This is a genomic window from Desulfosporosinus burensis, from assembly GCF_054657535.1.
Genome location: NZ_BAAHYN010000010.1, coordinates 178,757 through 202,209 on the forward strand (window position 1 = coordinate 178,757; position 23,453 = coordinate 202,209).

At 43.7% G+C, this 23,453-nt stretch carries 16 protein-coding genes; 2 read left to right on the forward strand and 14 right to left on the reverse strand.

The features are described from left to right. Positions 1-16: 16 nt before the first annotated feature. From ACYQ3Q_RS18435 to oah, 10 genes are all read right to left on the reverse strand, one after another. Positions 17-634 (reverse strand): 2Fe-2S iron-sulfur cluster-binding protein, encoded by a 618-nt coding sequence (locus ACYQ3Q_RS18435; RefSeq protein ID WP_459929982.1) that lies wholly within the window; start codon positions 632-634, stop codon positions 17-19. 4 nt (positions 635-638) lie between these two features. Beyond that, positions 639-2,336, reverse strand: a complete 1,698-nt coding sequence (locus tag ACYQ3Q_RS18440) for an NADH-ubiquinone oxidoreductase-F iron-sulfur binding region domain-containing protein (protein ID WP_459929983.1) — start codon at positions 2,334-2,336, stop codon at positions 639-641. A 9-nt stretch (positions 2,337-2,345) separates the two neighbouring features. Next, complete coding sequence (locus ACYQ3Q_RS18445) at positions 2,346-2,798, reverse strand: NADH-quinone oxidoreductase subunit NuoE family protein (RefSeq protein WP_459929984.1); 453 nt, start codon at positions 2,796-2,798, stop codon at positions 2,346-2,348. A gap of 175 nt (positions 2,799-2,973) precedes the next feature. Further along, a complete protein-coding gene (locus ACYQ3Q_RS18450) occupies positions 2,974-3,783 on the reverse strand; it encodes a hydrogenase iron-sulfur subunit (protein WP_459929985.1) in 810 nt (269 codons plus the stop codon). Between the two features lie 35 nt (positions 3,784-3,818). Next, positions 3,819-6,914: an FAD-dependent oxidoreductase gene (locus ACYQ3Q_RS18455; RefSeq protein WP_487247261.1), complete on the reverse strand. Its 3,096-nt coding sequence runs from the start codon at positions 6,912-6,914 to the stop codon at positions 3,819-3,821. Between the two features lie 130 nt (positions 6,915-7,044). Then, positions 7,045-7,491, reverse strand: a complete 447-nt coding sequence (locus ACYQ3Q_RS18460; RefSeq protein WP_459929986.1) for a DUF3795 domain-containing protein — start codon at positions 7,489-7,491, stop codon at positions 7,045-7,047. 85 nt (positions 7,492-7,576) lie between these two features. Beyond that, on the reverse strand, positions 7,577-8,728 hold the full coding sequence (locus ACYQ3Q_RS18465; protein ID WP_459929987.1) for a (Fe-S)-binding protein: 1,152 nt from the start codon (positions 8,726-8,728) through the stop codon (positions 7,577-7,579). A 90-nt stretch (positions 8,729-8,818) separates the two neighbouring features. Continuing rightward, a complete protein-coding gene (locus tag ACYQ3Q_RS18470) occupies positions 8,819-9,349 on the reverse strand; it encodes a 4Fe-4S dicluster domain-containing protein (RefSeq protein WP_459929988.1) in 531 nt (176 codons plus the stop codon). Then, positions 9,342-11,303: an aldehyde ferredoxin oxidoreductase family protein gene (locus ACYQ3Q_RS18475; RefSeq protein ID WP_459929989.1), complete on the reverse strand. Its 1,962-nt coding sequence runs from the start codon at positions 11,301-11,303 to the stop codon at positions 9,342-9,344. The genes ACYQ3Q_RS18470 and ACYQ3Q_RS18475 overlap by 8 nt, the downstream gene beginning before the upstream one ends. A 157-nt stretch (positions 11,304-11,460) precedes the next feature. Then, positions 11,461-12,603 (reverse strand): 6-oxocyclohex-1-ene-1-carbonyl-CoA hydratase, encoded by a 1,143-nt coding sequence (gene oah, locus ACYQ3Q_RS18480; protein WP_459929990.1) that lies wholly within the window; start codon positions 12,601-12,603, stop codon positions 11,461-11,463. Between the two features lie 787 nt (positions 12,604-13,390). On the opposite strand from oah, the gene ACYQ3Q_RS18485 reads away from it, so the two are divergent. Both ACYQ3Q_RS18485 and ACYQ3Q_RS18490 read left to right on the forward strand, forming a co-directional pair. Continuing rightward, a complete protein-coding gene (locus ACYQ3Q_RS18485) occupies positions 13,391-14,155 on the forward strand; it encodes a LytR/AlgR family response regulator transcription factor (RefSeq protein ID WP_459929991.1) in 765 nt (254 codons plus the stop codon). A 75-nt stretch (positions 14,156-14,230) separates the two neighbouring features. Then, on the forward strand, positions 14,231-16,330 hold the full coding sequence (locus tag ACYQ3Q_RS18490; RefSeq protein ID WP_459929992.1) for a sigma 54-interacting transcriptional regulator: 2,100 nt from the start codon (positions 14,231-14,233) through the stop codon (positions 16,328-16,330). Positions 16,331-16,436: 106 nt separating this feature from the next. Here ACYQ3Q_RS18490 and ACYQ3Q_RS18495 read toward each other — a convergent pair whose 3' ends face one another. From ACYQ3Q_RS18495 to ACYQ3Q_RS18510, 4 genes are all read right to left on the reverse strand, one after another. Further along, the gene (locus tag ACYQ3Q_RS18495; protein ID WP_459929993.1) at positions 16,437-16,916 is read right to left on the reverse strand and encodes a (2Fe-2S)-binding protein; all 480 of its coding nucleotides are present in this window, start codon (positions 16,914-16,916) and stop codon (positions 16,437-16,439) included. Positions 16,917-16,938: 22 nt separating this feature from the next. Beyond that, positions 16,939-17,943, reverse strand: a complete 1,005-nt coding sequence (locus tag ACYQ3Q_RS18500) for an FAD binding domain-containing protein (RefSeq protein ID WP_459929994.1) — start codon at positions 17,941-17,943, stop codon at positions 16,939-16,941. Next, positions 17,940-20,237 (reverse strand): xanthine dehydrogenase family protein molybdopterin-binding subunit, encoded by a 2,298-nt coding sequence (locus tag ACYQ3Q_RS18505; protein ID WP_459929995.1) that lies wholly within the window; start codon positions 20,235-20,237, stop codon positions 17,940-17,942. Before ACYQ3Q_RS18505 ends, ACYQ3Q_RS18500 begins: the two co-directional genes overlap by 4 nt. 406 nt (positions 20,238-20,643) lie before the next feature. Next, positions 20,644-22,719 (reverse strand): sigma 54-interacting transcriptional regulator, encoded by a 2,076-nt coding sequence (locus ACYQ3Q_RS18510; RefSeq protein WP_459929996.1) that lies wholly within the window; start codon positions 22,717-22,719, stop codon positions 20,644-20,646. Positions 22,720-23,453 lie beyond the last annotated feature (734 nt).

A 23,453-nucleotide genomic window follows, 5' to 3' on the forward strand; every position in this document is an offset into this window, starting at 1 on the left:
AAGTATTACTCGTTGCTTATATTCCCACTCGCATTTGCTCCAAAGAAGGTGAAGGAAATGCGAGCGCTTTAGTTAATACATAAGCCGCCTGGAGTGCCTCTGTAGGGCAAAGAGGAAAACATTCTTTGCAGTTCCAGCACTCCTGGGAGGCTATCTCAGGAATGAAGCATATCTCCCGAGTTTTGCCTTTGTCAACAAAGGCAATAGCGTTCTTCTTTTTGACCTCGGCACAGTATCTTACACATAGACCACAATGAATGCAAAATGAGGAATCTTTTTCAAAACGGTCTTTGTTTGCTCCATACTCTATAGCCAAATCCTGCAAATCAAAGGCATCCGGAGCATGAGCCAGCAATAGCTCCAAGATCATTTTGCGAATTCTAGCTAACTTCTCAGACCTGGTTCTGATGACCAAATCTTTGGCCACAGGGTAAAGGCAGGCAGCAACATAATTTGTCCAGCCGCGAACGTCTGCTTCTACTGTGCAAAAGCGGCAACCCCCATAAGGTTCTAATTTCTCATGGTGACAAAGTGTCGGAATCGATATTCCCGCTTGTTGTGCAGCCTGTAAAACGGTCATGCCTTCACTTGCCGTAACTTCTTTTCCGTCAATCTGTAAAATAATTTCACTCATTTTTCTATGCTCCCTCTAATGCGATCAGTTCCTTGCAGGAATGCGCCGGGCACCGCTTCTCCTTGATGTGCGCCTCGAATTCACCTCTAAAGTATTTTAACATGCTCAAGATCGGGTTTTGAACACTCCTGCCCAACGAGCAAAGGGCCGCTGCGCCGAGTACCTCAGCTAAATCCTCCAAAAGCTCAATATCCCCGTCTCTTCCCTTACCCTTAGTAATATTAGTCAGGATATTAAGCATCTGCCTGATGCCTTCACGACAGGGAACGCATTTGCCGCACGATTCCCCAGAGAGGAAATCAATGAAGTACCTAGCGACCTCAACTAAACAGGTATCTTCATTCATTAGCAGCATATCCCCTGCCCCCATTGAAGCTCCCAGTTTTGACAGCACATCAAAATCCAGCGGGTTGTCGATGAGACTCTCGGGAATAGTCCCTCCCATGGGTCCTCCAAAGTGAATCGCTTTAAGTTTCTTTCCGTTTGGAATTCCACCACCAAAGTCGTAGACAATTTCTCTGAGCGAGGTACCTAAAGGAACTTCTACTACAGCTGAATTACTTACATGACCTGATAAGGATACGAGTTTTGTCCCCTTGCTCCGCTCTGTCCCGATACTGTTATACCATTCGGAGCCTTTAGCGATGATCTGAGGCACATTAGCCCAAGTTTCTACGTTGTTCAGGTTACTCGGCCTATCCCAAATACCATTTACCGAAGTACGGATATATTTTGGTTTTGGCTCCGGTGCCTTTCCTTCTATTGACCTCATTAAGGCACTGGACTCGCCGGATACGAAGATCCCGACATCAAAATGCACCTCAACCTTAAAGTTGAAACCGGAGCCGAGGATATTTTCACCCAGCAGGCCGTACTCCTCCGCCTGGGCAAGGGCAATATCTAGATTCTTTCTTAGCTCTGGGGTATCATGCCGGGTGTAAATGAAGCCTTGATGTGAACCTATAGCATATGCACCGATGATCAAGCCTTCCAGCACGCTATGCGGATTTCCCTGAAAGAGAGCTCTATCCATAAACGCCCCAGGCTCCCCTTCATGAGCGTTCACAATAACATACTTCACTTCGTTGGGGGCATTACGGGTAGTCTCCCACTTCCTACCTGCAGGGAAGCCACCGCCGCCCCGTCCGCGCAAGTTGGCTTTCTGAACTTCCTCAAGGACTTGCACAGGGCTCATCTCAAGCAGAGCCTTGGCTAACGCAGAATAACCGCCAATCGCCAGGTAGTCATCGATGCTCTTAGGATTAATCTTTGCGTTATTACCCATCAGAACCCGCATCTGGTTTTTATAGAAAGGTATTTCAGCCATATGTGCTGCTTTTTCATCAGTATTGGGGTCTGTATAAACCAAGCGGTTGATTACCTTTTTTTCAATGATAGTCTGGGAAATTATCTCCGGGACATCCTGCGGCTTAACCTCTAAATAGCAGATTTCTTCAGGATAAATAACAACAATCGGCCCTTTTTCACAAAAGCCATGGCAGCCGGTGGCTATTACATCCACTTTAGCTTCTAACGATTGTTTCCTGATTTCTTCTTTAAAGGCGTTAATAACTAGGCCGTTACCGAGGCCGAGACAGCTGAGTCCCGCACATATAGCGATACTAGGCTTATCGGGATCTTTTTTTGACAAGATGCCCTGCCTGAGTTCTTCCAATTCAGCAGCCGAATTTATCCTTGTCATAATCTTCCCTCAATCATATTTTTTTAACGCCTCTGCTATCTCGTTAGGCGATATCCTACTGTGAGTCTGCTCATCAATTTTTAGCATTGGACCACAAGTGCAACAGCCTTGGCAGTTAACAGTCTCCAAACTAAACTTCTGATCCGCATCCGTTTCACCAGGTTTAATTCCAGTCAGGTCTTGCACCGTGTCTAGAACACTCTGCGCACCACGAATATGACAGGCGGTACCTGTACAAACGTGAATTTCATGACGTCCTTTGGGAGTCAAACTGAAGGTTTTATAATAGGTAGCTATGCGCAGTACTCGACTAAAGGGCACCCCTAATTTCTCACTGATCTTCGCTAATACTTCTCTGGGAAGCCAATGTTTCTCTTCCTGAATCTCCATCATGACTCGAATCAGTGCACCGGCTTGGCCCTGATATTTATCTAAAATCTGATCAATTGCATCTTTATCCATATTCTCTCTGTCCTGACCTCCTTCTCTCCCCGAAATCGATGTTCGATGTTCGATGTTCGAAGTTCGAGTGATTGTAATCTTTCAGGCATTATATCTACAAGAATCACAGTTATTCCTTAGGCGAGAGCAAAGCGTTTTTGGCTTTCCTCGTACTAGTCAGAAAGTATAACTAACGTTACATACTTTCTGGAAGCATAAGTGCAACTAGCCCGCCGCCCTCGCTATGCTTGGCGCCAGCCAAGTTTTCTATATACCTGACTAGTCCTTGACTTGATGAACTATTAAGGTGCCTTGATACTTCAGACGGGGTCAGGTCTAATACCTTAGAGATCTCTCCGGTTGTCTGGGGCCCGTCCCGCAAGAGTGAGATAATTTGGCTGATTGCCAATTTATCCCCAATTGTTTCATCAAACAACGTTTTGAACTCGTCACTGGCGAAGAAATTATGATAGACCTCCTCCGATTGAACAGTTATTCGCATTCTCTCCCTTTCCACCAGTTTGATGTAAGGGACTAAGTTGGTAACTGCTTCAAGTTTGGACTTTAAGGTATTCTTGTCTATTCCTTCGGCCTTGCCTTGAGGCCCTAACTCTTTCATCTTCTTGCCAAAGTCATTCATTACTTCGGCGAATAGGTTTCCTTCCCCGGAAGTCATTGTTTCCATCCTTAACCTTTCGGGGTTCAGCCCAATGTTCTCCATTATTTTCTTACACAGAAGTACCATGTTTAAGGCATGGTAATTACCATGGGTACTATAATTACAATCATTAAAACGGCAACCACCAATAAACACTCCATCATTTCCATTGGAGAAGGCCCTTAATACAAATGACAGGTCGACTCTACCGGAACACATGACGCGAATAATCCTGCTTTCAGTTGAATATTGTAGTCTGGACACGCCAGCTAGGTCCGCAGACCCGTATGCTCACCAATGGCATACAAAACCTAATATTTTTGGTTTAAATTTAAGTCCTGTACTCACTCGTTCTCACCGCCTTACTTAGTAGTAATCCCGTCTTAAACCGCCGCGTCAATTTGGCTCATGATCTCTTCATCCGTAAAGTGTTTTAGTTGAATTGCTCCTGTTGGACACTTTGTGTTACAGAGACCATCTCCCTTACAAAGAACAGGATTAATCCTAGCCTTTCTGCCTTGTGGTGTCTCATAAAATTCTAGTGCACCATACGTACATGCGGTGATACATGCTCCACACGAAATACAGTTACTCTCCTTCACCTCGCAAACAGCCCCGGAGGCTACGACTGTATCATGGGAAAGCAGAGTTATGGCTCGCCCGGCAGCTCCATACGCCTGGCTAACAGATTCCGATATTAGTTTAGGATAGTGGGCTATTCCACAAAGATAAACGCCATCGACAGCAAACTCAACAGGCCTTAATTTGACATGGGCTTCTTTGAAGAAACCATCAAGATTGGTTGTTACCTTGAATAACCGGGTTGCTTCCTGACTGCCCTCTGATGGAATAACGGCGGCAGCTAAAGCGAGCGCATCAGCATCGATTTCCAGCTTCTTACCTAAAACAAGATCGGTCACGCTTACCCTTAAGACACTCCGTCCATCCTCATCCACAGCTGGTTCCACCGACGGTCCATCCTCCGGCTCATAGCGGATGAACCTGACATCCTTACTTGCCGCTTCCCTGTAATAATCCTCTTTTAAGCCATAGGTTCTGATATCCCTAAACAAAATATAGATATCCATCTGAGGGTTTAGCTCTTTTAGTTTCAGGGAGTTCTTGATGGACTCACTACAACAGATCCGACTACAGTAGTTTCTGTCTTCATTTCTACATCCTACGCATTGGATCATCACCAAACTCTTAGAGTTGAGCAGCCCTTCATTTCCTTTGGCGATTTTCTCCTCCAACTCCAAGTTGGTCATTACCCGATCATCTTCGCCATAAAGGTATTCCGTGGGTTGATATACCTCAGCACCTGTCGCGAGAATGGTGGCGCCATGTTTTATCTCACTGACTCTTCCTTCATGTTGCACCTTGGTTATGAAATTCCCAACGTAACCCGTCGTACCTGTGATGGTAGCATCAGTATAGACATGGATTAAGTGGTGCTGATAAACCTTGCGAATGACCTCTTGCAAAGTCTCTTGAACATCCAGCCCTTCGAGGGTGTAGTAGATTTTGCGTGCGATTCCCCCTAGGTCTTTATCCTTCTCCACCAGGTAAACCTCATGCCCCTGGTTGGCCACACTCAGAGCACTGGTCATCCCGGCCAGTCCGCCTCCAACCACTAAGGCCGTCTTGTTAACCTGCAGAGCAAATTCCTGCAAGGGCTCCAAATAGCACGCTCGAGCTACCGACATCCGGACTAGATCCTTGGCCTTTTGGGTAGCCTCTTCCTTTTCTTTGGCATGGACCCAAGAGCAATGTTCTCTAATATTAGCCATTTCCAAGTAGTATTGGTTAATTCCCGCTTCTCGAAGGGTATCCCGGAATAACGGTTCAAGGGTCCTGGGAGAGCAGGCAGCGATCACTAAGCGATTGAGCCCTTTTTCCTTGGCCATGTCTGCAATTTCTTTGGCAGAGTTAGTGGCACATGAAAATAGCTGTTCCTGAGCGTAGACTACATTGGGTAAGCTTAAGGCATATTCCACCGTGGAAGGAACATTTACTATCCTAGAAATATTTGCCCCACAATGACAAACAAAGACGCCTACCTTGGGCTCCTCTTGGGAGACATCCCGTTCTGGCGGGTATTGCCTTTCTCTGGACAGCTTCCCTCGCCTGAAGTCAAGCAGTTCACCACATTGGGAGCCAGCCCCGCTGGCAGAATAAACCGACTCTGGGATATCTAGAGGACCCTGAAAGGCTCCACTTACAAAGATCCCAGGCCTACTGGCCTCTATAGGATTGGAAGAAATCGTTTTGCAGAAGCCGTGTGAATTGAGTTCGATGCCGAACTTGTCAGCCAAATCCTCATAACCAGTAGGAGGATTCAAGCCGATGGATAAGACCACCAGATCGAATTCTTCCTCTTTTACTCCATCATCGAGAGTCGAATATCTGATCGTTACATTCTTGCTTTCCGGGATCTCTTTTCCTATCGATACATAGCTTCTGATAAATCGAACCCCGGGGAGTTGCTCTGTTTTTTGGAAGTAGCGCTCTAAATCCTTGTTATAGGAACGAATATCGTTATGGAATATGGTGCACTCGGCCTCAGCGTCATGCTCTTTGGTCAGAATCACCTGTTTTTGAGCATATGAGCAACATACTGCAGAACAATAGCTGTTGCCGCCTTCCGGGTTAACCTGTCTGGAACCGACACATTGAATCCAGGCAATTTTATGGGGATGCTTTTTGTCCGAAGCGCGCAGTATCTCCCCTTCGTAGGCCCCGGATGGACTTAATATTCGTTCATAATCAAGACTGGTTACCACATTTTCAAACTTTCCGTAGCCATAGTCATTCCTCAACTTAGGATCAAAGGGCTCAAACCCAAGGGACAGAACTATCGCCCCTACATTTACTTCGACCTTCTCTGCCACTTGATTAAAATCTATGGCGCCCGTCTTACAGACTGATTGGCAAATACCACATTTTTTTTCTTTAAGGTAAAGGCAGCTATCATCAATATAAGTGGCCAGAGGTATCGCTTGAGTGAAGTAAATATGGATGGCTTTATTATCGGATATTTCTTGATTAAATTGATCAGGGTACTTGACCGGGCAGTATTCTACACAGACAGTACAACCCGTGCATTTGCTCTCGTCAACATATTTGGGCCTTTTCTTCAAGGTTACCTTGAAGTTACCAGCTTCCCCTTCTACATTGTCAACTTCAGTATAAGTCAGGACCTCAATATTCGGCTGCCGGTCGACCTCGACCAGTTTGGGGTTGATTATTCAACTTGAGCAGTCATTGGTTGGAAAGGTTTTGTCAAGTTGGGCCATATGGCCGCCGATACTCGGCGCTTTGTCAACTAGGTAAACCTTATAACCGGCAGTGGCCAGATCAAGAGAGGCTTGAATACCGCTGATCCCTCCACCAACAACCATAACGTCTCCAAAATTCTTGTCTCCAGCACTATTACAAAGTTGTTGAATCTGTTCTTTTAGCAATAGTTCATTTTCCACTTTATATCACCTCCGTAGTTTTTATGTACCCGTGCTGTTCGGGTTCGGCCGGGCTGCCGACTCAATAGCTTCTTGTAATTTTTGGAAAGATAAAAACAAATCCCGGCCTAGTGGTGGTGAGTGCAAACTATTAATATCTGGGTAACTTAACCTGATCGTAATAATAATCGACTACGCCAATTTCCTTCATGCGGTCATTTATATATCTCCAGCGTTCCCTTAGACGACCGGTAAACTGTTTTTCACAAGGATATTCATCACATTGAAAACAATAATCAACGCTTTTCTCTTTATGACAGGTTTTAGCGGAACAAGTCGTTAGAGGACATTGCACATTTTCACCTCTGCACCCACTACACGAGCCATTGGAAAAAGCGGTCAGGATTTCTGCGAACTGAGCGTACCCTTTAAAAATAGGGTTTCCTTCTGTTTTCATTTTTGCAACTGGCTTGTAATTCCCGAGTAGGAAAGCAAGCCTTGAACTTAATTGTATGATTTCCCCGTTTTCATAATCGGCGCATCTCTCACAATCAAGACCACACGGAGAAAGATGTTTTAATACGTCATCATAATCCACTTTCTGACACCTCCTCGCTCCGTCTGGTAAGGCACGTGAACCGAGGTCTTCACGCCAATCGCTTCTTGCATGTCTTCTTCCTCTTCTATATAACCTCCTGGATGATCTCCGTAATGTCCTTAATCTGTATGACATCATCATAACCCATGACTAACCTGCTATCCTCGAAATTGGTTATGCAATACGGGCAGGAAGTAACCAGTACCTCAGCCCCAACCCCAACAGCTTGATCTAATCTGAGGTTGGCGAATCTGTCGGACTTTTGAGTTTCCATCCAAATCCTGCCTCCTCCCATTCCACAACACATACTTTCTTCCCGCGACTCAGCCATCTCGTTCAGGACCAAACCCGGTATTTTCTGTAAGACCCCGCGCGGTTCGTCATATATGCCATTATGTCGACCCAGGTAACATGGGTCATGATAGGTAACTTTTTTCTCATACTCCTTATTAATTTGAAGCCTGCCTTCATTTATCAGCTCAAATAAATACTGGGAAATATGAACAATCTCAAACTTCACGTTGAATTCAGGATACTCGTTCTTAAAGGTGTGGTAGCAATGAGGGGAAGAAACAAGGATTTTCTTTACCCCGTTATCGATAAACGTTTTGATGTTTTCCCTGGCTAAGCGTTCGAATTCTGCCTCATTGCCTGTCTTGCGGATGCTTTCTCCACAGCAATTCTCCTTAGTACCTAGTATTCCAAAATCCACTCCTGCCTTATTAAGGATATTGACTGTGGCTCGAGCTACCTTCTTTAATCTTGAGTCATAGCTGAGGTAGCAGCCTGGAAAATATAAGACATCCATTCCTTCTGTGAATGGTTTTACTGAGAGACCCTCTGCCCAGTCTGCCCTCTTGGATCGTGCTTCACCGAAGGGGTTACCTTCTGAATAAAGGCCTGCGCTTGCAGCGCGGACAGGCTTGACAGCCTCAGGAAAAACACCATATCCCGTAGCGAACCTACGCAGGCCGATCATGTCATTGATCTGCTTTACGTCTCTGGGGCATCTCTGATGGCACTTGCCGCAGGTTGTACAACGCCAGATCTCTTCATTTTCTATCTCAGTCAAACCGAAGGTTGCCTCTCGGATTAACTTGCGCATACTGAAAGTTCTTACTCTATTCCAGGGACAGACAGTATCGCATTTTCCGCATTGATAGCAGAATTTGACGGCTTCTGCGCCGCTCTCTTTAATTTCATCGATGGCCTCTTTGAAGGGGGCTACAATTTCCACGATTTTTAATCCTCTTCTTTCACATTTAGTTGGGGACATTCCTGTCCACAAAGATCACCCAAGCTTCAGCAGGTGTGTCCCCTGTCCTTATTAGCCCTTCTGTGACATCCGGGCCATGGTATCTGCAAGCTTCTGGAATCCATATTTGTCTACCAAGGCATTCAAGCCTATCTCCATATCACCCAGCTTGACGTCTTCTTCGGCTTCCTCTTCCCTTTCCTCGTAAGTCAGGGCTTTAGCCAGGCACCACTTAACACACAAGGGCTCTTCTTCATCTTCACACATATCGCATTTCAGAGGCAGTCCGGAATCGGGTTCTTTGAAAATATCTCGGGATGGGCAGGAAGCCCTGCAGAAGTCACACTCCTTATATTCCTTGCCGTCTATCACATATTTGTCTCTGCCCATACATTCGGCTGCAGCATATTCACCCGCGTAAACAGGGAGATAGATATCTTTTAAAGGATCACGAATCATTCGAATACGAGACCTCGCCGGATTATTGCTGCTATATTTTGGGGTAGCGTGAAAGGATGAGCAAATCACCTCACAGGCCCGACAACCATTGCACTTATCTACATCAATCTTGATTACCTTGACTTTCTTCTTAATTTTACTCATTTGTCATAATACCTCTTTGTTCAAAGTCTTCGCTCACGTAATCCATCGACAATTCATGTAAAGACTCTTTCGTTGGAATACCTTTAAGGTTCCAGCCCTTAAATTTGTAATATTCATCTAAGAGGGTAGCTTCAAGATCAGGAAAACGTTTCTTCCAATGGTCCTCTGGGGGACGTTCGTCTTCTCTGGTTAAGCCTCTTCGTACATTAAAGGCTCTAATTAAAGTTCGGTTCCTCTTAGCAGCTTGTACTAGCTCTGCTTCATTCATATCAAACCCAGTCGCTGCTGAAATGACATTGGCATAATTGTGCAGATGATACGCAGGCTTTAGGGGGAACGATGACAAACCAGCGCAAATCCCGGTGGCGTCATCAATGTAGTGCATCTGCTCCATCCAGTCAACGATTTCACAAGAAGCTTCAACCGTTGGGTAATATGGGTTGGAGTGTTCTCCGCGGTGTTCCCAGTCCAGGAAATATTTCTTAAATTTTTCAGCAGGAACATGGAACCAATCCGAGATAAACTCTTCTTTCTGCTCTTTCGTATCAAAAGGCGCCTGGGGGAACTGCCCTTCAATTTGGGTAATGTTTATCTTCTCCCCGGTAGAATACATAAGGAAATAGACGGGATTCAACATTCCTAACTTGAGAGGCAGTTGCTCATGTTTCTTAATGTTGTTATGAGCATATTCTTCTGCACCTTTACCAATTTTTTTAGCCGCCCAATAGGTCCCTTCGGCTAAAATATCGCCGATCCCCTCTCGCCGAACAATTCTCTCCAGTAACCAGAAAAATCGTTCCTCATTATCGGACGGGAATCCCGGCATATCCTCGTCAGTCAAAATGCCAGCTTCATAAAGCTCAAGGGCGAAGGCAATCGTTTGCGGAGTTGTGAATCCGTCCACACCATAGGCCTGAGCTTTAGAGTTGATTCTAAAACCAAAATCCAAGTCTGTCATGGATGCCATGGTATAAGTAAGTTTCGAGTAACATTTCATCATGTATTTAGGGATTCCTGGGTAGGCGACGGATGCCCCGCAGGACATCGGACAGTTATAGCAACTTAAGAACCGCTCCCGCACACTTTCTTGTTTCTCCGTCCACTGCTTTTCGATTTCTTCCGTCCAGAAATCTCTCCTCCGTGTTCGGGCATTTCCCCACATGAAACTCTCGGTGTGCCACTTCTCATCATGGATTTTCATTTCTTGCGGTGACCCAAGCCCAGCTAAAATAGGTGGTACCATGCCCAGTGGATTTTCCGCTCGGACTTGAATATAGTTTAGAACATCGTTGCAATGCCCCAGAAATTCGGCCGGTCTAGCAATATTGACGTCCTTTGTTCCACGGACAACTATCGCTTTTAACCGTTTACTTCCCATAACGCCGCCAACTCCTAAGCGGCTGCAACTGGACCTGCCCTGCTCGATGGAAGCATAAAAGACCCTATTTTCACCTGCCAAGCCTATTGAAGCTACCTGAGCGTTGGGTTCCTTTAACTCTTTTCGAATAAGATCTGCGGTTTCATTCGTGCCCATTCCCGCGAGATGACTGGCATCACGTAGTTCTACTTTGTCATTGTTGATCCATAAATAAACCAGATCAGGAGACTGCCCGCGAATGATCACTTTGTCATAACCGGCATGTTTCAATTCTGGTGCAAAAAATCCCCCCATCATTGAAAATGCCATTAAATTAGTCTGGGGAGAAATGGTAGAAACAATGGTGCGATTAGCACCGGGAGCAGGGGTCCCAGTTAAAAGACCAGCGCTAAATATCAAGAGATTTTCAGGAGAAAAGGGTTCAACTTCAGGGGGAACCCTATCCCATAATATCTTAGCGTTCGTACCTAGCCCGCCAAGATGAAGTTCGGCTAATTTCGGGTCAGTTTCTACCCTCTCAATGTTTCCTCGGGATAAATCAATTTCTAGATTATACCCTGTCTCTGCGTATCTCATTTTTCAACCCCTCTAGGTATGTTTTTACCATAAATAATCGCTCATAAATCCATAACAAACCTTCATGCTTTTTAAGCAAAAAGTGCGCAGCTTAACTCTGGCCCTTTAGAGAACTTGGTTTGCAGGCGCCGGCGGTCGCCATAGGTTGCAGCTTAGATTACTTCTCTAGGGCAGGTGCCATGACTGCTTCAAAGAATTCCGTGGTGTATGGCTTGCATTCCACCTGCAACTGACGATACTTAATAAAGTCAATCGTGTCTTTACCGGTTGTTTTCTTGTTGTTGAAAGCGTTGAAGCCCATATACGCCTCGCTTTGCATGTTGGCGACCAGCCAGTGACGGTTCAGTAGTTTTGCTTGATCCCAGAAGAATTTTTTCTTGGCGCGGACACCGTCAATGGACATCATCAGGCAGTTGGGGAACAAGTTGGTAAATACATAGATAATCCTATCAATTTCTTTATCCAACAGGGTAAAGTCGGTAGTGGCTTCACTGATTATTTTTTTAGCCTCTGCAGCAGCTTCACCTGTTTTAAAGTCCCCGTAAACGATCTCTCCGTCTTCAACATAATTTTCAGTTTTAATCAGAGGGTTGCGGATGAATTTGCCGTCGGCTTTTAAGACAGGGATAGCTTTGCTGATCATGCCCATCCGATGTACTTTATAAGCGCTCCACACTTCACAGGAAACGCAGTTCCACATGGCCTGCTCCATGGTTAAAAATTCGGGCAGGAAGTCAGTAGCACCACCCACTGGAGCAGATCCGTGTTTCGGGCCTGCTTGCCCAAAAATAGCCATATCGGAAGAGATCGTCAGGTCGCAAGCCAGACCAATCTCCTGTCCGCCGGCAACCCTCATACCGTTTACCCTGCAGATAACTGGCTTTTTGCAATTTAAGAGACCATCGACCATCGCGTTGAAGAGATCCATATAAGAACCGTACTCTGTACCATTCATGCTATAATACTCGGAATATTCCTTAGTGTTGCCGCCTGTACAAAATGCCTTGTCTCCTACAGCGGTAAAGACAACAGCGACAACGGAGCGATCAGCCGATGCTTTTTGCATTCCGGCAATAACTCCTTTAACCATTTCCGTTGTGTAGGAATTAAATTGTGAGGGGTTGTTCAGAGTTACCCATGCTGAATAAAGGCTCGGGACGATGTTTCCATTGGGGTCCACAATGGGCTTTTTCTCATAGATTACGCAAGGTGCTTCAGTTCCAAAGTGCTCATTTCCATATAACTCATGATTTTTTATATCTGTTTGACGGGGCCATCTGTTTAAACTATTTAAATCCATAATTACCCTCCTAAATATTGGTCAAATTTATCTTCTCAATTCCTAACGACTATTCTCAGCTTAAGAATTAATTAAAACTATATCTCTTCTTCCACCTCCTCTTCAAACAAATAGTATTAGGTATAAGTAGGCAGCTTTCACGGCTTCTAAAAGTGCGTGTCTTCTTCCTCCTTTTGAAATATAAGTAAACTTGAATTATCCCTATGCAAATGTCATGCCATTACACAAACTGTCCGAACCATTTAAAAATTGATCAGCTAAAATTGACAGCTTAACTGTTGAAACTTGATTGTCAACGGTTTAATATCCCCCTGATTTTTCTTAATATTAAATATATTTCGAAAGAGAGAAATCTAAAAACCACTGCAGTTATGCAGTGGTTTTTAGATTCTGTACAAAAAGTCACTTGAATCACAGCTTGTACCGAGTCGTATTTGCATCGCAATAATGCACATATGACTCGGTAGATACTCTATTCCAAGAGTTATTTACTTTCACTGATTAATACTCCAGGGACAAGGGTTCGAACCTTAAAGCGTAAATTGTTGCTATATAGCGTTTATTATCTAATTTCTTACTAAATTTATCTTCAAAGGTGCGAGGTGAATGAAGTGGTATAATACTTGCATATAAAAATATTTAACAGAATAGTTTAAAAAGTATATTATATTGCCAGATTTTTTATATATACTTCTTTCTCCAATTCTTAGTTGAATACCTGCAAAGCAGTCGTTGTTGCTTATACCACTAAAATTCTTTTGGATATGCTAAGAAATGAGGGATCAGCTTGAAACTTCGTGTCCTATTAGTAGATGACGATGGCTCCACACGTCAAGAACTTCGCTATTTACTCCAGCCTTTTGATGTTCAGATTGTTGGCGAAGCCACAAATGCTTTAGAAGCCCTAGAGTTAATTTATAATCTGGATTATTCCCTAATTTTTTTAGACATTCTTATGCCTGGCTTAAACGGAATTGACCTAGCCCACCTATTGAGAGAAAAATCGGATGCACTCACAATTATCTTCACCACGGCTCATGAAGAGTATGCGTTTGTCTTTGCCTTAAATGGTTTAGACTATCTTCTTAAACCTATTCACCCTAAACGCCTGGAAGAAACGCTCATCAACGTGCGTCAAATGAAAGGCAACCTAACAGGACCAAAGAGTAAGCCGCTGCCTCCTCTTAAAAGTGATGTTATAACACCTCCCATTAAACCTTTGGAAGTTGTACCTGTTGAGCTAAGGGGCAAAATAATTCTCTTACACCAGAACGACATTATCTTTATCTATACCGATAAAGACAAGGTCTTCATTAAAACCCAAAAGGACTCTTACTTGACTCGTTTCACCTTACGGGAGTTGGAAGAACGTTTAAACTCGGCCCTTTTTTTTCGTTCCCATCGTTGTTATTTAGTAAACACACAGCACATGCGGGAACTTTTCCCCTATTTTAATGGAACTTACACTATAGTGGTGGATGACCATGAACGTAGCGAAATCCCAGTGAGCCGGCCCAAATCCCGTATACTCAAAGAGATGTTAGGTCTTTAGAGTCGTATGGGTATCAGCGAAATTGACCAATCTTCCCTCGTAAGATAATCGAGGAATAGGAGGGGAAGAGCTTATATGAGCGTATTTACAATGTCTAACCCCTGTCCAGTTCAACTTAACCCAGATCAGCCCATTTCTGAAACTATCGATCTCTTAATAGCTAATGAACTCTGTTATGCACCTGTTATAAAAGACCAGGTATTGCTCGGTATTCTAAGTCTAGCAACTGCCCTAAAATGGACACGGTCCAATGAGCACATCAAAAATCATGGTAAAGTCAAAGATGCCATGCAAACAAAAATCGGCCCTTATCCGGAAGGTTTAGATGGAAAAGAAGCGTTTTTAGAGGGCAATTTTGCATTCTCTAGAGAAGATTCTCAGGGCAACTCGGATGAATTAATCACTTTGAACGAAGCATTTACTAATCTTACTCAGAAAATGACGGCTCAAAATGAGTTTACCCAAGCCATTCTCGAAAGTGCACCTGTTGGTATCATTGCACTTAATGTTGTCGGTGAAATCATATTTATGAACAAGGACGCCTATCGGTTACTCAGCGTGGATAGTAATGTCATCGGGAAACCCATGAAAGTTGTTTTTCCTGTCAGTAAGCTTACTAATATTATTGAGACGGGGCTTACAGAGTTTGGCCAAAAATTAGTGGTTAACGGTCGTACTATTATTTCCAACCGCTCCCCCATTATTTTAAATGACAACATTTGTGGTGCAGTGGCAATTTTTCAGGATATTACCGAATTAGAGAATATCTCCTCCCAACTCGCTTCGGTAAAGCAACTTAACCTAGAACTGGATGCGATTATCGAATCCTCCTTCGACGGTGTTATGATAACCAACCAAGAAGGAATAGGCATCAGAATTAACCAAGCCTTAGCCCGATTAACCGGATTGGATGCAACGAACTTTGAGGGTAAACTTATCCATGATTTATTTGTTAAAGGCATTTTTGAGTATGAATCTATTACTATCAAAGCTTTACGTGAAGGACGAACTATTACAAATGTCCAGAAAGTTAGCACCACAGGCAAAGAGGTGCTTGTTACTGGAAATCCAATTTTTGATATAGAAGGTAAGGTTCATAGAGTAGTCACTAATGTCCGGGATATTACCGAACTCCAAAACCTGAAGGAAAAATTAAAAGAGTCCGAATTGTTGGCAACGCGCTATCAAACAGAACTGTCTCAATTGATTCCGGAGCGACTTGAAAAGGACAAAATTATTGTACAAAGTACTAGTATGTTGAAGCTATATAATCTTGCCATGCGAGCGGCCCGGACGGATGTCACCGTTCTGCTTCTCGGTGAATCCGGTGTCGGAAAAGAAGTCTTTTCTCGAGTGATCCACAGCACAAGCAACCGTGCAACTACAGGAAGATTAATCCAGATAAACTGCGGAGCTATTCCGGAAAATCTTTTAGAATCCGAACTATTCGGGTATGAGCCTGGTGCTTTTACTGGGGCCAGCCCAAAAGGTAAACCAGGGATTTTTGAAATCGCCACCCACGGGACACTCCTTCTAGATGAAATAGGAGATCTACCTAAAAATCTCCAGGTTAAACTGTTACGTGTTCTTCAGGAACAGGAAGTTTATCGAATAGGAAGTACTAATCCGATTAGACTCGATGTCCGCATTATTGCTGCTACCAATCTAAATATTTGGGAACGAGTTAAAGAGGGTTCTTTTAGAGAAGACCTATTTTATCGTTTGAACGTTTTACCTATTGAAATCCCTCCCTTAAGGGAACGCAAAGAAGATATTTTGCCTCTAGGCATGCACTTTATCAAACTTTACAACGAAAAGTACAAAGTAACAAAGCGACTGGACCCCAAAGCCATACCCATTCTGGAATCCTACAATTGGCCTGGCAATGTAAGAGAACTTCAAAATGTACTCGAAAGATTAATGGTCGTTACAGATGAAGAATTAATTCAATCCTTACAGGTTCAGTATCAATTAACCAAGTTTAAACCAAAGTTTCATTCTCCGATAACCGTAAATGAACTGATACCAATCCATGAAGCGAGAGATATATTGGAAAAGGAACTAATTTGTATGGCCTTGGATTCTTACCCTTCCTTCAGAAAAGCTGCTGAAGTTTTGGGACTTGATCACTCAAATATTGTACGTAAGGTTGCTAAATACGGGATCAAGAGATAATTACAACGAAGTTCCTGCTTAATAGTAATGATAATTCTTACATAGTTCGAAGAACCCCCATTTATAAGAAGTGGGGGCTCTTGAATATTAATGGACTTTCCCTACTCTATTGATTCATTTCCGCAGCTAGTTTGACTGCTTTAATAATTTTGGTATAGCCCGTACAGCGGCAGAGATTCCCTCCTAGGGCTTCTTTAATCTCCTCTTCATTAGGTTTAGATATTCTGTCTAAAAGACTCTTGGCAGAAAGCACCATTCCAGGTGTGCAGAACCCACATTGAATAGCGCCATTTTCAACGAAGGACTGTTGAACTGGATGCAGTTTGCCATCATCTCCAGCCAACCCTTCAATTGTCATGATCTCTTTGCCTTCGGCCGCGATTGCTAAAGTAGAACAGGCTAGAGTAGGCTTATTGTCAACTAATACAGTACAGGCACCACAGCTACCTTCATTACACCCTGACTTTGTTCCAGTGAGTCCAACCGTCTCTCTCAGCACCTCTAGTAAAGTCTGCTGTGGTTTGACTAGCACTTCATATTCCTGATTGTTTACATTTAAGACGATTACTCTTTTATTACTACTCATAATCTCGCCCCTTTTTCGGCTATTATTTATTGAATATTTGCTTCAAGCTTTCCTCGATCAATGCTCCCACCATCCGGCGTCGATAGCTAGGTCGATAGGACATATTAGCTACTGGAAGAACATTTTTCCCTGCTATCGCTGCACATTCCTGGGCTAACCCTGAAATCTTTACTTCATCTAGCTCCTCTGTCTTCAAACCACGGAAAATCTCTTCAATACCTTTTACCAGCACAGGTCCACTCCCTAGCGCAGTAAGTGCGAGACGAACGTCCTTGACTAGTCCGCCTTCATCACTGACAACCACGGCCACGCCTGCCTGTGGAAAGTCTATGCTTTTGCGTGAACGGAGTTTGATGTAGGCACTTTTAGTCTGCCAGGCACTTTGTGGAATCGTGATTTCGCAGATGATTTCTCCGGATTTAAGGTTGGTTGGCGTTTTACCTTCTCCTGAATAAAATTCAGCTAAGGGAATTATTCTCTCACTATCTAAGGAAGAAAGCTTAATTGTTGCTCCATAAGCAATTAGGGCTGGTGCCAAATCGCTGCAATAGGCAGCATGGCATCTTTCAGACTTTTTCATGACCAGACATTGATCTCCACCAGTTTTATAGCATAATGGGTGAGCCTTTCTCCAATGGCGAGTCTGATTATAAAACCAACAACGAGTGTCTTGGCAAAGGTTTCCACCAAGAGTGCCCATCTGCTGGTGTTGGACAGCCCCTACTCCGCTGCCCGCTTGGTAGAGTGCCGTCAAACTCGCTTTTACTTCTGGCTGGTGGATTAAGTCCCAAATAGTGACCGCACCTCCGGCAATGATTTGCTCATTGACTGAACATGCTATTTTGGATAGCGCCTCGATACCCGTAAGATCGACGAGAATTTCGGCAGGATTGAGTCCCACTTTCATATTGTTTAGTAAGTCGGTTCCCCCAGCCAAGGGGCGAATTTTCCCTGCTTGTTCTTTCAATAAGGTTAAACATTCCTTGATGGTTTTAGGACGGTAATAATCTAAGGCCGGCAGCGTCATGCATCCTTCCTCCCCTTGTTATTTTTTTCTTCGATTGCCTTCAAAATCTTCTCTGGAGTTATCGGTAAATCCATAATCCTTACGCCAATAGCGTCGGTAATAGCATTCACGATAGCCGGTGCAGTATAGATGGTTGCGCCTTCCCCACATTCTTTGGCCCCAAAAGGCCCTACCGGATCATTCGTCTCAACGTGGATTACTGCTTGAGGAGGGGCATCAGCAGCCGTGGGAAGCTTATAATCAATAAAAGAAACACTCCGGTTTTGGCCATTTCCCATATCAAAATCAGGATCTTCATAGAGAGTGTGTCCTATCCCGGTCATAACCGCTCCTTCTATCTGACCTTCCACCTGATCTGGGTTCAAGGCCCTGCCCGCATCGTCTGCCGTCACAATCTTAAGGATTGTGACCCGACCTGTTTTGGGGTCAACTTCTACTTCACAAGCCTGGGTTCCAAAGCTGTAGGAGCCAGAGATATCACCGTTATCTCGCAACAACGTGGTTGGTTCTTTGGCCGGCAATTGATAGTAACCACGTCCAATCATGGGAACTTGAATATCAGCATACTGTACTAGCTTGACAGCTTTATTAATTTGCATTTTGCGTTCACCACGGAGCAGAATGTAGTCTTCTTTGATCGTCATTTCTTCTGGATCGGCCCCGATCTCTTTTGCGACAACTTGCAAAATTGTCTTTTTGATATCCCGGGCAGCAAGCTGAGCCGCTTTGCCGGATCTGACGGTTACCCCGCTACCGAATGTCCCGGAATCTAACGGGCAGATGTCGGTATCCGCAGCGATAACCCTTACTTTCTCAAAGCTGACCCCTAGTTCTTCGGCAACAATTTGCGCGATAACGCTTTCCGCTCCTTGTCCGATGTCTGCAGCACCTGTGAGTACCGAAACACCGCCGGTTTTTTCCAGCTTAACAACCGCACCGCCGCCGATGTGGCTCATGTTATTAACGCCTGAAGCCCAGCCGGAACCTCCCACGCCAACACCTCGATAATTCCCGCGGCCGCGCTTTTCCTTCCAGCCAATAGCTTCCGCGGCTTTATCCAGGCTCTCTTTAAATCCGCAAGTGCGCAGAATCATTTTAGCAGGGTTTGGGCTGCCAGCTTCCAGGGCATTGATCCTCCGGAAATCTATAGCATCCATGCCTAAGTCTGCTGCAAGCATGTCTGCCTGGGATTCGATAGCATAGCGCATCTGTGGCGCGCCGTGTCCTCTCATGGCTCCGTTCGCTTGCTTATTGGTATAGACGTGCTTGGCATCTAAGACCAGGTTAGGCAGGTAATAAGGGATCATCCCAAAGTAACCGGACAGGGTGATGATCAGCGGGGCAGTACTGTTATAGGCCCCACCGTCCACTGTAAGATCGATGTGCTGGGAACTGATCCGACCATCCTTAAAAACACCGGTACGGACTTTAAGAATAGCTGGATGCCTGCCCCGTACACAGGTCTGTGCCTCTTCTCGATCATAGAGAAATTTGACCGGCCTTCCTGTTTTCATGGAAAGAAAGGCAGCGCAAAAGTCTTTGGAATACATATCGATTTTGACGCCAAATCCCCCGCCAACGGCTGGCTTGATCACCCGCACGCGATCTTCAGCAATACCCAAAGTACTGGCAAGGTTGTGCCTTAAAAAATACGGAATCTGAGTACTGGACCAAATGGTGAGCTTGCCGCTCGGCTCGTACATGGCAATAGCCGCGTGAGGTTCCATAGGGGCATGATACTGACCGTGTGTCCTGAAAACGTCCTCCCGAATATGGTACGCTTCAGCAAAACCTTGTTCGATATTGCCAAATTCTTTACGGTATTGAATGCTAACATTATTTTTTACCTTGGGACCGTCATGGATGTCTGGAGCCCCTGGTTTGAGAGCATCTTCAATAGTGAAAACTGCCGGCAATAACTCGTATTCCACTTCAATAAGTTCTATAGCTGCTTCTGCAGTCTCTTGGTCCACAGCCGCCACAGCTGCTACTTCATCTCCTACGTAGCGTACCTTGTCAATAGCCAGACCGTACTCATCTTGGGCGAAAGGCACGATCCCGTACTTAACAGGGAGGATATCTTTCCCTGTCATGATTGCTTTAACACCCGGCAACTTTAATGCTTTTTCAATATTTACATTCAGAACACGCGCATGTGCATGAGGACTTCTGAGTAATTTCCCATAAAGCATGTTCGGCAGCTTCATATCGTCTGTGTAAACGGCCCGCCCGATTACTTTGTCCCAGGCATCAGTCCTGGGAACACTTTTGCCTATAACACTAAATTCCTCCATGTTTGATTAACTGGGTTTACCATTTCCCCCAGTTACTTTCCCCCTTCACTAACTAATATTTACAAAACTTATGCGTTTTTGACTTTTCACAACCTCGGCTAAATCTTATTAAAGTCATAAATATTTATTTTTTCTTACACCTCCCTTAAGCAAATTTGATAAGTTCCACTTGAAACCATTATCCAACGATTAGTCAAATCTAATTGTTTCTTCTAAACCACTTATTGTTATACTTAGCAATTCTCATGCCACCTTCAGTATGTATCAATAAAAAGCTCTTGCCCTTCTGCACGCCTTGGGTAAACCAGGGCCAGATACACAAACAATATTTGCTAACCCAACTAATAAAAACGTCCGAAAAACACACATCTGTATGTTTTTCGGACAATACATCTAAACATTTTTCTTAACTTCTATGTTCAACTAAACTATCAGTCATTCGGGAAAGCTTTTCGTACAATTTCGATCTACTAATACCTAATAACCTCGCCGCCTTAGATTTATTACCTTGAGCCTTAGCCAAGGCGACTTGAATAGCTTCCTGTTCAATATTGGCTAAGCTTTGACCTATTAATCTCTGACCTGTCATCCCGTTGATTTTCTCCGTCTGTCTGATTTCCTCAGGCAAATCTTGAAGATCTATCAAGCCACATTCAACATAGTTCAACATTCTTTCGATCACATTTTCTAACTCTCTAATGTTACCCGGCCAATTGTAGTGAACTAAAACTTCTAAAGCTGCATCAGTGATACCATCCACACGCTTTGTGAACGAATTGTTATATTTTCTGATAAAAGTATCAACCAGAACCGGAATATCCAGCTTTCGCTCACGCAAAGGAGGTATCTTTAAATCGATCACATTTAATCTGAAATACAGATCTTCCCTGAATTTTCCTTCAGCAACAAGACGTTTTAAATCCTTGTTTGTAGCGGCAATAATTCTCACATCGACTTTACGAGTCTTAATATCTCCTACTCGCTCAACTTCCTTTTCTTGAATGACTCTTAATAGCTTACTTTGTAGCATAAACGGCATATCACCGATTTCATCAAGAAAAATCGTACCTCCAACTGCTAACTCAAATTTGCCAGGTTTACCCTGTTTTCGCGCTCCGGTAAAGGCACCGTCCTCATACCCGAACAATTCTGATTCTGCAAGTTCACCAGGAATAGCCGAGCAATTAACTTTAATAAACGGTTCTTTACGTCGATTAGAGGCATTATGAATGGAATGAGCAAATAGTTCTTTACCTGTCCCACTTTCACCAGTAATCAGAACAGTCGAGTTACTCCGTGCTACTTGAAGTGCCTGAGTTTTCAACTTTGCGATGCGCTCGTTACTACAAACAATATTGCCTATGGTATAGCTCGTTCCGTTTACCTTGAACAACTCATCTTTGTAATAGTTGAGTTGCATATTGATCCGATTTAGCTGTTGCATAACATCAGCTAATTGATCTAAATCCTCATATATCTTGACCACCGTTCCCTTGGTGTTGCTTTCTTTTGTAAAGGGCAAAGTAGAGATGACACAGGGCCTGGCGTTAATTTCCAAAACTTTTAAAGGCAACTGGTCATCCGTCAGAGGAACATATTTATTAATATTTTGCCCAATAATCTGATCCTTGGATACCCCTACTCTTTGGCAAAAGTTGGCATTAGCCATACTCAGCCGACCTTGTTCATCTAATACTGCGACCCCTTCATAAGCAACCTCTAAAACTGTCTCTAAAGTCATTTTGAGTTCCTTAACAGTTTTTAATTCATGAGCAATTCCCTCAACATCCGTCAGATCTTGTAAAACAAAGGTTGCCCCTTTTATTATTGTATTTTGAAAGATGGGCACAGCAGTAGCGATCAATTTTAGAGCTCGATATTCAATCTTATGAGGCACAATCCAGGTTCCTTCAACAATGGGCGTAAAATCATCTTTCAAATCCGTAAGAAAATTTCCAATATACTCCCCCACTTGAACTTTGTGTAAGATACTTTTGGCGTATTGGTTTGCTAAGGTGACAAATCCTTGAGAATTAGTTGCTATGATACCAGCAGGTACATTCTCGATAACACTAGATAACTCATTATATAAATACTCGGTTCGATCCAAAAGTTCGTTAACTGCACCTGCTTGGGTAATCATGCCAATCGGTTCATTAGCCATATTAATGACAGGAGTTTGTCCAACCCGGACTGTGTGCAACCAATGGGCCAGTTCGCCTAAATCGTGGAATGATTTGTCTTCCCGTAAATAAGCAACCTCCCGAATGTAGTACTCATCTATTGAAGTATCAATACTTAAATCATTCAATAACAAATCGAATAGAGTTGAATGTGAAAAGTAGCCTATGAGTTGCCCGACTTCATCAACGACAGGCACTCCATGAAGTTTTGAATTTTTAAGTAATTCTATCGCTTTGCGTATGCTATCTTGGGGACGTAATTGAATCGTAGTTGAAAGCATAATGTCGCGAACCTGCATGAAACATCCCCCCTTTTGATATCTTTAATAGGGCGTCGCCCTCTACTGTAGGGATGTGAGGCGGGCCATAAGCTACTATCAATAAGTTGGCCTTTACTGAGAAGGGACGCTTGGGTCCGAATCATCCATACCTTAAATCAATTAGTAGATATTCCAATAAAATACTGAATACTTTGAATAATGTTTCTATAATTATATACTGGGTCAATAAGCTTATCAAGCGATAGGTACGGTAGACCTCTCCATTTCGGAGGTTCTCCGTACCTATTGTTTTTGGATATTTGGTGTAATAAAACACCGATCTGGTGTTTTATTACACCAAATTGGTGTTTTATTACACCAAATAATGGTGTGTTCATCTTTACCTAAGGAGTATGATTTGCGCCTAATATAGGTTAATCCGCAAAAATTGTCATTTAAACTACAAATATCAACCGCTCACGGATAATTTTAAAAATTTTGAATATTTGGTCCATGGTTTGCAATAAGTGGTCATTGGATTTTTTATTGATCCCCATTAATCCTAAGGGATATTAATCAGCAAAGAATTAGACTGATCTTAACTGGAGGGAGCTGAACATTTAAAGCCTATCAACCTAAGTTCAAAACCCCACTTCTCTAAGTGAGGGGGGCCATATTAAATTTCAGGTGGGGTACAATCCGCCTTTGCAGGTGTCTTTCATATCTAAAGTCTCAATGTTCAGCTAAAACTGAACGAGTTCACTAAGGAGGTT

Coding starts and splice junctions, on each gene's coding strand:
- ACYQ3Q_RS18510 (WP_459929996.1), bottom strand. CDS start 22,719: ATGCAGGTTCGCGACATTATGCTTTCAACTACGATTCAATTACGTCCC.
- ACYQ3Q_RS18500 (WP_459929994.1), bottom strand. CDS start 17,943: ATGACGCTGCCGGCCTTAGATTATTACCGTCCTAAAACCATCAAGGAA.
- ACYQ3Q_RS18435 (WP_459929982.1), bottom strand. CDS start 634: ATGAGTGAAATTATTTTACAGATTGACGGAAAAGAAGTTACGGCAAGT.
- ACYQ3Q_RS18475 (WP_459929989.1), bottom strand. CDS start 11,303: ATGAGATACGCAGAGACAGGGTATAATCTAGAAATTGATTTATCCCGA.
- ACYQ3Q_RS18505 (WP_459929995.1), bottom strand. CDS start 20,237: ATGGAGGAATTTAGTGTTATAGGCAAAAGTGTTCCCAGGACTGATGCC.
- oah (WP_459929990.1), bottom strand. CDS start 12,603: ATGGATTTAAATAGTTTAAACAGATGGCCCCGTCAAACAGATATAAAA.
- ACYQ3Q_RS18445 (WP_459929984.1), bottom strand. CDS start 2,798: ATGGATAAAGATGCAATTGATCAGATTTTAGATAAATATCAGGGCCAA.
- ACYQ3Q_RS18490 (WP_459929992.1), top strand. CDS start 14,231: ATGAGCGTATTTACAATGTCTAACCCCTGTCCAGTTCAACTTAACCCA.
- ACYQ3Q_RS18440 (WP_459929983.1), bottom strand. CDS start 2,336: ATGACAAGGATAAATTCGGCTGCTGAATTGGAAGAACTCAGGCAGGGC.
- ACYQ3Q_RS18495 (WP_459929993.1), bottom strand. CDS start 16,916: ATGAGTAGTAATAAAAGAGTAATCGTCTTAAATGTAAACAATCAGGAA.
- ACYQ3Q_RS18470 (WP_459929988.1), bottom strand. CDS start 9,349: ATGAGTAAAATTAAGAAGAAAGTCAAGGTAATCAAGATTGATGTAGAT.